This window comes from Aliikangiella maris, assembly GCF_040719265.1.
Lineage (GTDB): Bacteria > Pseudomonadota > Gammaproteobacteria > Enterobacterales > Kangiellaceae > Aliikangiella > Aliikangiella maris.
Window position 1 is genome coordinate 164,552 of the sequence record NZ_JBFDAH010000005.1, and the last position, 15,793, is coordinate 180,344.

A 15,793-nucleotide genomic window follows, 5' to 3' on the forward strand; every position below is an offset into this window, starting at 1 on the left:
GAGATAGATTTTTTACTCTAAAGATTGAATTCATACTATTAATCGAATAATACTCACAAAATTCTAATAGTCTTAAAAAAGAGATGTTAAATTTTACCCGTATTTTGATAAATAGTTAGGGGTAAATAGTTGAGGTAAATATAAATTATATTCAATGCGGCTAGTCTAATTGATTTAAAAATTAAGTAAGAGCAATTTTATTGGATGATCTTAATTAGGCCTGTTTGAGTTAAGGCTTAAACATAAACTTAAAGGACCAGTCGTTGATTTTGGAGACTGATCCCATTAATATTCATATGAGATTTTATATTTATCTCGACGAGCTAATGATAAGTCTATAAGTGTAGATTACCCGTCGACAGTGATTTGCTGAATCAATTCATTCAACGTTTTTTCCGCATGCTCATGTGCAACCTGACAGGTGCCTGCGGCTTCATGACCACCACCGCCATACTTTAGCATTAATTCACCGACATTCGTTTGAGATGTTTTATTGAAAATAGATTTTCCTGTCGCAAAAACAGTATTTTGCTTTTGGAAACCCCACATTACATGAATAGAAATATTAACCTGTGGGTAGAGTGCATAAATAACAAATCGGTTACCGGCATGAATGACTTCTTCTTCGCGTAAATCGAGCACCACCAGATTATTATAAACGTGGGCACATCGTTTTAATTGTGCTTCAAATAGTGGTCGTTGTTGTTCATAGAGTTTTATTCGCTCGGCAACATCAGGTAGTTGCATAATTTCATCAATAGTGTGGTATTTACAATAGTCGATTAAATCCATCATCAAGTTATAGTTAGATATGCGAAACTCTCGAAATCGACCTAAGCCGGTACGGGCATCCATTAGAAAATTTAGTAAATCCCAACCTTTAGGTTCGAGTACTTGTTGTTGATTAAACTGTGCTGAATCACCGCGGTCAACCGCTTCCATCATTTCACGCCATACACTGGGAAAAGCTTTTAGTCCGCCATAATGTTGCCAAACTACTCTAGCTGCCGAAGGCGCATCGGGATCGATGATATGATTATCCATTTGTTCATTACGCAGCGTTTCAGAGAAATGATGATCGAATGCTAGATGAACACCAGGGACATAAGGTAGGTTTGTTGATATATCTTTTGCAGTTACTTCGACTTTTCCATCCTGCATATCTTTAGGGTGAACAAATAGTATATCATCGATCATGTCGAGGTGTTTCAGAAGAACAGCGCATACCAGGCCATCAAAATCGCTGCGTGTTATCAGGCGAAACTTATCACCACTCATTAAAATCTCCTTCAAGCCATTATTTTGTAAACGATATAATGTCTACAGACAAGTTATAGGGGTTGGGATTCATTGAGTTAAGTATAGTCAAAGTTCAAATGAGTCGTTCAGTGATTTAATATCACAATGAGAGAATTTTAGCTTTTTACTTGTTTTGTGAGAGGCTGGTCAATCGTTATGTCATTTCAAACGCCAGCTAGCGCATACTTTGGATACAAACACGAGAGTTGTTTTTGCTCGTATTGTGCTATTGATATGGATGCTCTTGCTTAAGTTCTAGAAAAAGTTGACGAATATTAAAAAATCAATGGCGATTAGTAATCTAAATCAACATTTTAAATAGCTAAAAAGAATAAAAAATATTATGCTGATTAATAAATATATCGAATTTTTTCTTAATTTTTTTGAATAAAAAATAGCCAGAAAATAAATTTCATTGTTATCAGCATATTGTTTTAGCTGTCTGCTAAATTATGCGATTTGATATTTTTACGGCGGTTTGCTCATGGGTGGTTTCTAGATACACCAAGTTGAGCTAAAATTTTCGATTAATATGCGCCTAATCTAAGAGTAAATGATAAACATGGTTAAAAGAGTTGAATTGACGGCAGTAGAACAAAGGGTAATTGGTTGCTTGATTGAAAAATCCATTACTACGCCTGATTTGTATCCTTTATCGCTTAATGCATTAACCAACGCCTGCAACCAAAAAAGTAATCGAGAGCCTGTAATGAGTTTGAGTGAAGCCCAGGTGCAAGATACGATAGAACAACTACTTGAAAAACGATTGGTCATAAAACAGGCTGGTGCATCCAGTCGAGTTGCAAAGTATCAGCATCGTTTTTGTAATACTGAATTTAGCGATTTGCAGTTGACCGCACAACAGTTAGGAATTATTTGCGTGTTACTGCTCAGAGGGCCTCAAACGCCAGGTGAGTTGCGAACACGTACGGCTAGACTTTGCCAATTTTCTCAAGTTAGCGAAGTTGAAGCGTTATTGACTCAATTAACAGAGCAGTCTGATCCCATTATTTGCCAGTTACCTAGAGAGCCTGGTCGACGTGAATCGCGCTATCAGCATTGTTTTAGTGATATGCCGGTACCAGCAACTAAGACTCAATCTGCGCTTTCCGATGGCCAATCGTTGTCGGTGAGTGTCAATGAAGTACAACCGGAATCTGCCGAATCAGCAACGACCAGTGCGGTATTAAACGCTCGTATAAGTCAGCTCGAAGAACAAGTTGAATTATTGACTTTAATGGTAGAAGAGTTACAAGAAAAACTTTCTTCTTTTGAATGACTCAGGGTAATTTACAGCCGTTTTCGGGCAAAGGTTTTATCATAAGTCGGCATAGTTTTGATCAGGCTCAGCAAGCTATTATTGAACTATGGGTGGTAACTGACACACAGCGGGTAAAACTAAAAATCACAGATGAACAGCCTGTCTTTTTTATTGAGCAAAGTAATTTTTTAGCGGTTAAACAGTTATTTAAAACCCAAAATTTCTGGTATAGCATTCGTCCACTTAGCATGTATAATTTTGCTGAGCAACAGATTGCCGGTATTTATTTTAAAAATATCAGTGACAGTTTTAAAGCGAGAGATTTACTAAGCGAAAATTCAATTCAATTATATGAAGCCAACATTCGTTTAACCGAGCGCTTCTTAATGGAGCGCTTTATAAATGCCGGAATTGAATTTATCGGTTATGAAAGTTTGCATAACGATGTCGTTACCATCGAAAATGCGAAAATAAAACCGACAGATTACCAGCCAGAATTACGTGTATTATCGCTTGATATTGAATGTTCACCGTCAGGTGAGTTATACAGTGTTGGATTATATGCTGGCAGTAAAGTTGGTATTACCCAATCTGTCGATAATCCGACTGATATGCTTAATGAGGCCATTTCTAACTCGTTGACTTATAAAAAAGTCATCATGCGTGGTGAACAAGAAACAGCAGAGTTTCAATTAAATCTTCAACCAAAATCTAAAACTGATATTCGAGCAAACAATCAACAAAAAGATCCGCTAGATGAATGTTTAAAAGAAATTAACTATATTGACTGGGTTACTAGCGAAAAAGATATTCTTTTAACGCTCGAAGCAACGATACAGCAAATTGATCCTGACATTATTATTGGCTGGAATGTTATAGACTTTGACTTTCGTTTATTAGCCCGAAGGGCAAAACATCACAATTTACAGTTGCGCATTGGTCGAGGTAAGTGTCATTTTCAATGGATTGAAAGTCGGGTTGATAAAGGACAGGGTTATATTCAGCTACCTGGCAGAAAAGTTATTGATGGAATTACTGCTTTGAAAGCAGAGGCCTATTTTTTTCCAAGCTTTTCTCTTGAATCAATGGCACAACACTTTTTAGGTGTTGGTAAAAAAACTGAAAATGCCAATGATCGACTTGATGAAATTGTTTATAACTTTAAGTTTAATAAAATAAAACTAGCTGAATATAATTTACAGGATTGTATTTTAGTTTGGGAGATTTTTGCGCAAACAAGGCTGTTAGAGTTTTTGATTTTTAGAAGCCAATTGACTGGGCTTGAACTTGATCGTGCTGGTGGCTCTGTCGCTGCATTCACTCATTTATATTTGCCTCGTTTACATCGTTATGGTTATGTTTCTCCAAACCTACCTGACAGTGGTGGACTAATGAGTCCTGGTGGTTATGTAATGGACTCTAAGCCGGGGCTTTATCAACAAGTATTGGTTTTAGACTATAAAAGTCTATATCCATCAATTATTCGCACATTTAAAATTGATCCGCTTGGTTTGATTGCTGGTCTTAAAGAACCAGCAGATGCGATTGAAGGATTTCGAGGTGCCTGTTTTTCACGAGATAAAAATATTTTACCAAAGTTGATCGAACACCTTTGGTCGCAACGTGATATTGCCAAAGCTGAGAAAGATTTGGCGCGATCACAAGCTATTAAAATTTTAATGAATTCTTTTTATGGCGTGCTTGGATCGGGTGGATGTGCTTTTTATGATAGTCGACTAGCCAGTTCAATTACTTTACGCGGGCATGCCATCATGAAGCAAACCGCACAATGGATTCGTGATTTAGGATTTGCTGTGATTTATGGGGATACTGATTCAACCTTTGTATTGTTAGGTAACACAGTCAGTAATCAACAGGCACAGGATATTGGTCACCAAATAGCGCAAACTATCAACCAACTCTGGCGGCAACATCTTGCTGAAGATTATCAGTTGGCTTGTTATCTTGAGATAGAATTTGAATCACACTTTACGCGATTTTTAATGCCAACCATTCGTGGATCTGAGAAAGGGAGCAAAAAACGTTACGCAGGTTTAAAAAATATAGCCAATAAGACTGAACTGGTTTTTAAAGGTTTAGAAAATGTCAGAAGTGATTGGACTGAGTTAGCCAAAATGTTTCAACGCGAACTTTATCAACTCTTATTTTCAGATAAAGATCCTTGTGAATTTATCCGTCGGCGGGTAGAGGAAATATTGAATGGTCAATATGACGAACAACTGGTTTATCGCAAACGACTGGGGAGGCCGCTGGCTGCCTATCAAAAGAATATTCCACCTCATGTGAAAGCGGCGCGCATGGCGGATGCTGAAAACAAACGACTGAACAAGCCGCTAAATTATCAAAACCGTGGGATAATTGCTTATGTGATGACACTTAACGGCCCTGAGCCAGTTGAGTATCAAAAGTCCTCAATTGACTATCAGCATTATATCGATAAACAAATCGAACCAGTCGCTGATGGTATTTTACCATTTACAGGATTATCTTTTGCACAGATTATAAAATCTCAATTAGGGTTGTTTGATGAGTAAGTTCATATCAACACGCTATTTAACAGCTTATTTTTCCTTTTACTGCGTAGCGTCATTGGGATTTTAAATTTTTCTTTAACAATTATTATTTACTAATCGATTAAGAATTAACTTTATGAGTCAACAAAAGAAAACAATTTTAATTACCGGTTGTTCAACTGGTATTGGTTTTTGTGCAGCAAAAATTTTACATGAAAGAGGTTATCAGGTGTTTGCATCAGTTAAACAACTTAAAGATAAACCTCTACTTGAATCATTGGGGATCACTTGTGTACATTTGGATTTAAGTCAGCAAAATAGTATTGAACAAGGTTTAACTGAGGTGCTTAATATTACCGGAGGTAGACTGGACTATTTGTTTAACAATGGTGCGTATGGTCAACCCGGTGCTATCGAAGATTTACCAACGGAAATATTACGGGAACAGTTTGAAGCGAATTTTTTTGGATGGCATCATTTGACTCGCTTAGTACTAAAAGTTATGCGCGAACAGGGATATGGGCGAATTGTGCAAAACAGTTCTGTGTTGGGATTTATATGTATGCCATATCGCGGAGCTTACAATGCTTCAAAATATGCGTTGGAAGGATTAACCGACACGCTGCGTCTTGAGTTAAAAGATACACCAATCAAAATTTCGATTTTAGAGCCAGGACCTATTCGTTCCGCATTTAGAAAAAATGGCGCATTTAAATTTAAATCTAATATTGATTGGCAATCTAGTATTCATTATGAGAATTATTTGCAGCAACTGGCGCGACTTGAAGATACAGAAAAAGTACACCGGTTTTGTTTAGAGCCCGAAGCGGTCGTTACGTCTTTAATTCATGCATTAGAAAGTGACCGTCCTAAAGTAAGATACCGAATAACTTTTCCGACACATTTATTTAATGTCTTAAAAAGAATTATTCCTGCCAAATGGCTCGATAGCATATTAGCAAAAGGTTAAAAGCAAGGTAGCGATGCTACCTTATTATTCAAATATTGCATTTTGATATAAAAAGTAAAACAAGTTATTTTAATGTTCCTTCCAAACGCTTTAACAAGAAAATTGATATTCTAAAATCGTTTTAAAATGATTGTTGGATCAATATTTTTGGTTTAAAAGTTCATCAATAAAATTCTAAAGGTGTTTTAATAATTATCTTAAAATAAAATAGTCTTTAACGAAAAAACTGTTTTATTTTTTGAAAAATATACTCAAATGAAATTTTTTTTCCATTTCGAGCTTGTTTATTTTATTTAGATGAGGCTATTATTGCCTTGCAAAAACATCACACGCTACTAAAAAATAATAATGTTTGTGACGCAATATAGAACAATAAGGATCAAATCCAAGATCACGGGGACTTAAAAAATTTGCTTAAATCTATGTTATTAATCTTTTAAACCAATATGCTTTTTAACGCATGAAATGCAGGCTTCCGTAGGGATTCTTGTGTGTGTTTGGTTTGTTTTTTTTAGTAGTGTGCTTTGCAATCGAACTGTTAATTTTTATTAATAGAATTATATTTGTGTACAAAACAATAATATAAATATGGAGATGTACCGACTATGAAAAAGCACTCTAAATTTTTATTTACGCTCTCTGCACTTTCGCTCGCAATGTCGCAAGCGGCTTTTGCTGCTGAAAATTCAGATACAGAAGATTCAGCCGAAGATGAGCAGCGAGTTACCATTACGGGATCAAGACTGCAAAAAGCAGAGTTTGATCAGGCTGCACCGGTTCAGGTCTTAAATATTTCTGATGCGGTTAAGTCTGGTATTAACAGTGTTGCTGATTTGTTGCAGCGCACCTCAATGGCTGGTGGACAACAACTCGATGGCACTTATAACTCAAACGCAGGTAACTCAAACGCCTCCGAAGCACCGCCAGTAGGTGGGGTTGGATCTTCCAATATCGGTTTACGTGGACTTGGACCAGAAAGAACACTGATTCTGGTCAATGGTCGACGACTAGGTGCATCGGGAGTAAGAGGCGCACCATCACAACCAGACTTAAATCTTTTACCATTAAACATGGTTGAAAGAATTGAAATTATTACTGAAGGCGCATCTTCGGTTTATGGTGCCGATGCGGTAGCTGGTGTTGTTAACGTTATTATGAAACGTGGTTATGACGGCGCAGAAATCGCAGCAAATGTTACCAGTACCAAAGATGGCGGCGGTGGTGTCAAACAAATTTCATTTGTCACTGGACATGAAAGTGAGAAATCAAATTTTGTCTTCTCTATGTCTTATTATGACCGTGAAAAAGTTACTGTCGGACAACGTGCAGAAGAATGTATTAAAATGCGTGTCAGAGACGAAGACGGCAATATTTATGATCCATGTCGTAACCGTTTTTTTAATAACGTAGTATTAAACTTCTCTGATAATCCTCACGATATTTTCTCATTCTATACGCCAGGTTCAACTGATATAGGTGTAACCGATTTTAGTTCTGGATTTGGATTACCTGTACCACCTTATGATGAGGTACTGATTGAAGGGTCTATGCGTAATCGGTTCGTTTATAATCCAGATTATCATGACCAATGGGATCGATATAATGCAGATTTGGTTCAGCCTGTAAAACGTTTTACTGTCGCTGCGAATGGCACTTATGCGCTCGATCTATTCGGTGGCAATGAAGAAATGTTTTATGAGGCTTATTATTTTCATCGCCATTTAACTAACCAAGCTGCCTCAGAGCAACAAATCCCGACTGTCGCGGGAATGATTCCCCATGAAGATGCCGATGGCAATCTGGTACGTAATCCTGATGGTAGTTTAGATTTAGTGGATAACCCGCTAAATCCATTTACCGCTGATGCAATGCCTATTGTCACCATTGACGATTTGAGTCAACGCCGAAAAGTAGAGCTAGATCATGTGCGTTTTGTCGTAGGCTTACGTGGCGATCTTCCATTTGCTAGCGAGAATAATTGGAATTATGAAATGTTTGCTTCTTACGACCGTGGTATGGGGCATCAGTCTCAACCAGTTTTGCATGAAGAACATTTATTCCTTTCTCAAGAAACGCTGCGTTTAGATGTTGATGGTAATCCTGTGTGTGGTATTAACGGACAAACAGCTGACTTTGGCGGGATTCTGTCGCTAATGCAGTGTGTTCCCGTTAACTGGTTTGCACCAAGTATTTTTAATGTTGGGCAACGCAATGGTGGCACATTTGCCACTCAGGCCGAAAGAGATTATTTGGTTGCCACGCGAACTAACCGCACCGTTGTTGAACAAGCCATGTTTAATGCTTACATGACCGGTGACTTGTTTGATTTCTCTTCGGGTGGAACCGCAGTTTCAGCATTTGGTATCGAATATCGTAAAGACGATATTTGGTCCGCAGTAGATTATTTGGGCGCTACTGGTGGTAACGCAGCCGAAAATCCACTAACAGAAGGACCTACCTTTGGTAGCCGTGATGTGAGCAGTGCTTATGCTGAAATTTCATTACCAATTATCACTAATAGTGACTGGGCTGATTTATTAGAGTTTGAAGCCGCAGTGCGTTATACCGATGAATCTAATTTTGGGAGTGAACTGACTGAGCGTGCTCGTATAACTTACAAACCAGTTGATTGGGTGATGGTATCCGCATCGTTTGGTTCGTCATTCCGTGCGCCAAACTTACGTGAGCAATTCCTTGCAGATCAATTTCAAGGTGTAAGTGGAGCAAGCGATCCTTGCGCTGTTCCTGGTGATGCAAGTGCTGGGGGAGTCTATAATGAAGCCTTAGATAATCGCCCACAGATTGTGAAAGATAACTGTACCGCAAGTGGCGCTGATTTTACCTCTTTAGGTTTAAATGGTATTCTGAATATTCCAGTTGAAGTCGGTGGTAATAGTGAATTACAAGCAGAAACATCCGATAACTTTAACTATTCGATTAAATTGACTCCCGACTGGGATGGCGACTTCAAATTAAACTTTGCGGTTACTTTCTTTGATATTGAAGTTAAGGACACTGTTCGTATTCCTGATGCTGCTCAAATTATGACGCGTTGTTATAACGATGCGCCAAATTTAACAAGTCCATTTTGTGATCGCGTGACTAGAAATAACCCCGGGAGATTGCCTTCACTGAATTTCATCACCGTTGTTGATTCTTCATATTTGAATCTTGGACTAGAAACCTCAAAAGGGTTTGATATTAATATTGACTATGCCAAAGATTTCGAAGATGTACTGGGATTACCTGTTTCATTAAATTGGACAAATCAGTATACGCAAATGACGGATAGAGAAGTTACTTTGCTGGGTGTAAAAGAAGATTTACTGGAAGACTTTGGAAATCCTAAGCATCGACTGGTTTCAAATCTACAATTAACTTCGGGTGATTGGTCTGTGTTATTAACTGGTCGATATTTATCTGCCACTCATGCCAATGATACGATTTCGACAACTATTCGCTGTGACGAGTTTGTTGAGAGTGCAGAATTAGTTTTATCTGATGGTTCACGTCCACGCGTACAACCTATTTGTGAAGCGGGTTCTGCTTTTTATCTTGATGCATCGGTGACTTGGACTCAGGAAGATCTGCGTTTAAGTTTCGGGGTTAATAACCTGCTCGACAAACAACCACCATTGATTAACATGGGGGCTGGTTCTAACCGAGCTAATCGAGTGACTTCTTCAGGCTACGATCAGTTTGGCCAAACCTATTTCTTAAATGCATCTTACCATTTTTAATCAGTGGTATTTGATAAGGGGATATTAACTCAGATTTAATATTCACTTAATCATCTTCACAAGGTCGGTGTTTTTACACTGACCTTGTTGCTACCACACTTATTAACATTGCTTATCTTTTTATACTTACCTTACTTGATGATTTTTCTGTTTGAATTTTAGTCAGGTTAAAAATTGATAACTTGCTTCACTTGGATTCGGTTGCTTTTAACCGATTAAGAGTAAGTTGTTTCTAACGATGCCCTTCGAGCAAGCTTAAAAGCTAAATTTCCGTAAGAGTTAGTTTGAATTACTGACCAAATTGGCATAATTTATAACTTAAAGACGTTAGACAAACCTCACCTGAGCAAGTAAGGTGGACGCCTTTCAATCAGGAGGAAGCCATGCCATCACATTACGATGCCGAATTAAAAGACACCGTTCGCTACCTCGGAAAAGTGCTGGGTCAAACGATAAAATCTCAGCTTGGTCAAGAATGGTTGGACCGTATCGAAACGATTCGTAAGGACGGTCGATCTTCTTATCGCGGGGACGAGTCAAGCAGCAAAAATTTAAAAAGAATTTTCACCGAAATGTCTGATAGTGATTTACTTACTGTTGGGCGGGCATTTGCTCAGTTTCTCAATCTTGGTAATATCGCAGAACAAGAATACAACAGTGTTATGAACACTGACGCAACAATCGATGCATTATTTACGCATTTAGATAAGGCCCAACTCACTGCGGATAAAGTGCAAGAGGCGGTTGCAAAACTTAATATTGATCTGGTATTGACTGCGCATCCAACAGAAGTGACGCGGCGTACTCTGATTCATAAACATAAAGAGCTGGCTTTATGTTTGCAATCAATGAATCAGCGATTACTGAGTGATATTGAAAAGGAGCAGTTGGCCACGCGTATTGCTGATTTAATCAGTCAAGCCTGGCATACCGAAGAAATTCGCTCAATCAGACCGACGCCTGTCGATGAGGCGCGCTGGGGATTTTCAGTTATTGAAAACTCACTCTGGGAAGCTGTACCAGACTTTCTGCGTGAGTTAGACAGTCGGCTCGTGCAGGATTATCAGATTAATTTACCTCTTAGCGCCGCTCCAATTCAGTTTAGCTCTTGGATGGGCGGAGATAGAGATGGCAATCCATTTGTAACGGCTAAAGTGACCGAACAGGTGTTGTTACGTGCACGCAAGCGAGCGGCAAAATTATTTGCAATTGATCTTGATAAACTACAAGTTGAACTTTCGATGTTTGACTGTAATGCCGAACTTCGAGCCAAAGTTGGGGATGCACTTGAGCCATATCGGGCAATGCTTCGACCATTGGCAAACCGCTGCGCGATTACACGAGATGGTATCGCAGAATATTTAGCGGGAAATCCGGTAGATCAGAGTGTATGGTTGAGTGACAACGAAGAATTACTTGAGCCATTAATCCTGTGTTATAAGTCATTGTGTGATTGTGGTATGCAGGTCACTGCAAATGGTTTATTACTCGATACTATCCGTCGAGCGCAATGCTTTGGAGTGCATTTATTGCGTCTCGATGTACGTCAAGACTCGGAGCGCCATGCTGATGTTTTCTCTGAATTAACTCGTTATCTAGGTTTAGGTGACTACGCACAATGGAGTGAAGCCGATAAACAAGCCTTTTTATTGCGTGAATTAAATTCTAAGCGACCGTTGTTTCCGCTGCACTGGGAAGCTTCGGCTGAAATTCTGGAAGTTTTAGATACATGCAAAGTTGTCGCGCAACACAGCCGTCATGGATTTGGTATATATATTATTTCAATGGCGAGTGAGCCATCTGATGTACTGGCTGTACAATTATTGCTCAAAGAGTGTGGTGTAGACTGGCCAATGCCAGTGGCGCCGTTATTTGAAACACTGGATGATTTAAATAATTCTCCAGCAGTAATGCGTAAATTGCTATCCATTGACTGGTATCGTGGTTATATCAAAGGTCATCAATATGTGATGATTGGTTATTCTGATTCAGCCAAGGATGCCGGCGCACTTGCGGCTGGTTGGGCGCAATATGAATCTCAAGAGGCCTTAGTTGAGTTGGCGAGCGAGTTTGATTGTACCTTAACCTTGTTTCATGGTCGTGGCGGAACAATAGGGCGTGGTGGACTACCAACTCATGCTGCGATTCATTCTCAACCACCTGGATCTCTCGATGGAGGTTTTAGAGTGACAGAGCAAGGTGAAACTATACGCTATAAATTTGGTATGCCGCTTCTGGCCAAACGCAGTCTAGGTGTTTATGCTAGCGCCATAATTGGTGCGATATTATTTCCTCCACCAAAGCCAAAGCCCGAGTGGCGTGAAATGATTACTAAAATGGCGGCGTTAGGGCGAGATAATTATCGAAATATTGTGCGTAATACCCCTGATTTTGTCCCTTATTTTCGTGTAGCTACCCCTGAACAAGAACTGGGCAAGTTACCGTTGGGCAGTCGTCCTTCCAAACGCAAACCCAGTGGCGGAATTGAAAGTTTACGTGCTATACCCTGGATTTTTGCCTGGGCTCAAACTCGATTGGTTTTACCTTCCTGGTTAGGTGTCATGCAAGCGATAGACCAAGTCAATGATGAGAGTGACCCTCATATTGTTGAGGAGATGTATAAAAACTGGCCATTTTACAATTCGCGTTTATCAATGCTTGATATGGTGTTTCATAAAGCCGATTATCGTATCAGCGAAGCATATGACGCAAGGTTGGTTCCTGATTCATTGAAGCATTTTGGTGAGACTTTACGAGAGGAGCTTAAGAAAAGTATTGCTTCATTGCTGCGTCTAACGGGGCAGCAAAGTATTATGGATAAAGATCCACAAGGGCGGAACTCGATGAATATTCGAGCAGCTTATTTGCAACCCCTTCATTATTTGCAAATAGAACTGCTTGATAGAATTCGTCAAACTGATGAGCAAACTCCTAATGCGACCTTGGAACGAGCAATGATGGTGACCATTACTGGTATCGCAATTGGAATGCGCAATACCGGGTAGATCAGCGAAAATCTGTTTAATTTGGCGAGATTTTCTAATTGATAAAAATGCTGCGATTATTTGGGCAGCATTTTTATTTTAACGAATCAATAACAATTAAAATGTTGAACAAAAGAAAATAATTATATAGAGCCAATATAATGCATTAAATTTGTTAACTTATTGATAGCTTTTGGCGATTTATTATTTGTTCAAAAATCTGTATAATCCGCGCCAATTCAACTAGTCTTTAATTGTAAATCCGAAGTCGTCAGTTGATTGCGTCACAATTAACTTTATTAACCACTTCTGTTATTACAATTTCATCAATTACGAGGATTGATAGAGTGTTAAAAGCATACCGAGAACATGTGCAAGAAAGAGCCGAATTAGGCATTGTCCCAAAACCCTTATCAGCCGAGCAAATGGCTGAATTAGTCGAACTAATCAAAAATCCTCCTGCTGACGAAGAAGCATTTTTGCTTGATTTGTTAGCTAATCGAGTCCCTGCCGGTGTTGATGAAGCAGCCTACGTTAAAGCAGCATTTTTAAGTGCAATCGCAAAAGGCGAAACCAGTTCTCCAATTGTTGACAAAAAAGAAGCGGTGCGATTACTGGGTACTATGTTAGGTGGTTATAACATTGCAACATTAGTTGAGTTGCTAGATTCTGATGAACTTGCTGAAAGTGCAGGGGCCGAATTAAAACATACGCTGCTCATGTTTGATGCATTTCATGATGTTGCCGATAAGGCCAAAGCTGGCAATCAACAAGCACAAGAAGTTATTCAAAGCTGGGCTGATGCTGAATGGTTTAAACAAAAACAGCCTCTGTCAGAAAAAATTACTCTGACTGTTTTCAAAGTGCCTGGTGAGACCAATACTGATGATTTATCACCCGCACAAGATGCATGGTCAAGACCTGACATTCCTTTACACGCACTTGCAATGTTAAAAAATCCGCGCGAAGGTTTGGCAGGTAATCCGCTGGAAACTATCGAAGAGTTGAAAAAGAAAGGCCATCCTGTGGCATATGTTGGAGATGTAGTAGGAACTGGTTCATCTCGAAAATCAGCGACCAACTCGGTTCTTTGGTTAACGGGAGATGATATTCCTCATATTCCAAATAAACGTGGTGGTGGTTTTTGCTTAGGTGGAAAAATAGCGCCAATATTTTTTAATACCATGGAAGATGCGGGAGCTTTACCAATCGAAGTTGACGTATCTGACTTAGAAATGGGTGATGTGATTGATATTTTTCCCTATGCAGGCAAAATTGAAAAAGCGGGCAAAACCATCGCAGAGTTTGAATTAAAAACAGATGTTATTTTGGATGAAGTTCAAGCTGGCGGGCGTATTGCTATGATTATTGGACGTGGGTTGACCGCTAAAGCCAGAGAGTTTTTAAATCTGCCAGCAGCTGATTTCTTCCGTCAACCAGCGGTTGTTAATGATTCAGGTAAAGGCTTTACTTTAGCGCAAAAAATGCTTGGTAAAGCATGTAATTTGCCAGGGGTACGTCCGGGACAGTATTGTGAGCCAATGATGACAACGGTTGGATCGCAAGATACCACCGGTCCTATGACTCGAGATGAGTTAAAAGATTTAGCCTGTTTAGGTTTCTCAGCGGATTTAACCATGCAGTCTTTCTGTCATACCGCCGCTTATCCAAAACCTATCGATATTGACACTCAGCATACACTGCCTGATTTTATCATGAGTCGTGGTGGGGTTTCTCTGCGTCCTGGTGATGGTATCATTCATAGCTGGTTAAACCGTATGTTACTACCTGATACTGTCGGAACAGGTGGTGATTCGCATACTCGATTCCCAATTGGTATTTCTTTTCCTGCCGGATCAGGGTTGGTGGCGTTTGCTGCGGCAACAGGTGTTATGCCATTAGATGTTCCCGAGTCTGTTTTGGTTCGTTTTAAAGGAAAGATGCAGCCTGGAGTGACTCTGCGTGACTTGGTTAATGCTATTCCTTATGCTGCGATTCAAGAGGGCTTGTTGACTGTTGAGAAAAAAGGCAAAAAGAATATTTTCTCTGGTCGAATTCTGGAAATTGAAGGACTACCTCACTTAAAAGTTGAACAGGCATTTGAGTTATCTGATGCGTCAGCAGAAAGAAGTGCTGCGGGTTGTACAATCAAGTTAGATAAAGAGCCAATTATTGAATATATTACTTCTAATATCACCATGTTGAAGTGGATGATAAAAGAAGGGTATGGCGATCCGCGTACCATTAGCCGACGTATTGAAAATATGGAAAAATGGCTGGCCAATCCAGAGTTAATGGAGGCTGATGCTGACGCTGAATACGCTAAAATTATCGAAATCGATCTTAACGAAATTAAAGAGCCGTTGTTAGCTTGTCCAAATGATCCTGATGATATTAAGCCATTATCTGAAGTGCAGGGCGATAAAATTGATGAAGTATTTATTGGTAGCTGTATGACTAACATTGGTCACTATCGTGCTGCAGGTAAACTATTACAAAAAACAGATTCAATTCCGACTCGTTTATGGATTGCACCGCCGACTAAAATGGATGAATACCAATTAATGCAAGAAGGCTATTATAATATTTTTGCGACAGCTGGAGCGCGTACAGAAATGCCTGGTTGTTCATTATGTATGGGTAATCAAGCTCGAGTAGCGGCTAATTCAACGGTGGTATCAACTTCGACCCGTAACTTCCCTAATCGATTAGGTAACGGTGCAAACGTGTATTTGGCATCAGCAGAGTTAGCAGCTGTATCGTCAATTTTGGGCAAATTACCTTCGGTTGAAGAATATATGAGCTTTGCTAAAGATCTCGATACAATGGCTGACGAAGTTTATCGTTATTTGAACTTCCATGAAATTGAAGAATTTAAAAAATCAGCTTCGCAAGTGACAATTCCTGTAGAGAATAAAGTTTACGTGAAGTGATATTCTGTTTTGTAATTTGAATTGTATCACTCTCCCAAAAAAGCACTCAGTAGAGTGCTTTTTTATTGGTTC

7 protein-coding genes are annotated in these 15,793 nt (G+C 39.3%); 6 read left to right on the forward strand and 1 reads right to left on the reverse strand.

Annotated elements, in window-relative coordinates:
• Positions 1–348: 348 nt before the first annotated feature.
• Positions 349–1,278 carry an exopolyphosphatase gene (locus ABVT42_RS06185; protein WP_353896200.1) on the reverse strand — a complete coding sequence of 310 codons (930 nt, stop codon included), beginning with the start codon at positions 1,276–1,278 and terminating at the stop codon, positions 349–351.
• A gap of 583 nt (positions 1,279–1,861) precedes the next feature.
• Between ABVT42_RS06185 and ABVT42_RS06190 the strand changes: the two genes are divergently transcribed.
• The 6 genes from ABVT42_RS06190 (at position 1,862) to acnB (ending at position 15,721) form a co-directional block, all read left to right on the forward strand.
• Positions 1,862–2,578, forward strand: coding sequence for a YceH family protein (locus tag ABVT42_RS06190; protein WP_353896199.1), 717 nt, complete (start codon positions 1,862–1,864; stop codon positions 2,576–2,578).
• Positions 2,575–5,115, forward strand: coding sequence for a DNA polymerase II (locus ABVT42_RS06195; RefSeq protein WP_353896198.1), 2,541 nt, complete (start codon positions 2,575–2,577; stop codon positions 5,113–5,115). The genes ABVT42_RS06190 and ABVT42_RS06195 overlap by 4 nt, the downstream gene beginning before the upstream one ends.
• Before the next feature lie 115 nt (positions 5,116–5,230).
• A complete protein-coding gene (locus ABVT42_RS06200; RefSeq protein WP_353896197.1) occupies positions 5,231–6,064 on the forward strand; it encodes an SDR family oxidoreductase in 834 nt (277 codons plus the stop codon).
• A 605-nt stretch (positions 6,065–6,669) separates the two neighbouring features.
• Positions 6,670–9,804, forward strand: a complete 3,135-nt coding sequence (locus tag ABVT42_RS06205; protein ID WP_353896196.1) for a TonB-dependent receptor domain-containing protein — start codon at positions 6,670–6,672, stop codon at positions 9,802–9,804.
• A gap of 383 nt (positions 9,805–10,187) precedes the next feature.
• Positions 10,188–12,809 (forward strand): phosphoenolpyruvate carboxylase, encoded by a 2,622-nt coding sequence (gene ppc, locus ABVT42_RS06210; RefSeq protein ID WP_353896195.1) that lies wholly within the window; start codon positions 10,188–10,190, stop codon positions 12,807–12,809.
• Positions 12,810–13,135: 326 nt separating this feature from the next.
• The gene (acnB, locus tag ABVT42_RS06215; protein ID WP_353896194.1) at positions 13,136–15,721 is read left to right on the forward strand and encodes a bifunctional aconitate hydratase 2/2-methylisocitrate dehydratase; all 2,586 of its coding nucleotides are present in this window, start codon (positions 13,136–13,138) and stop codon (positions 15,719–15,721) included.
• The last annotated feature ends 72 nt before the right edge of the window (positions 15,722–15,793 follow it).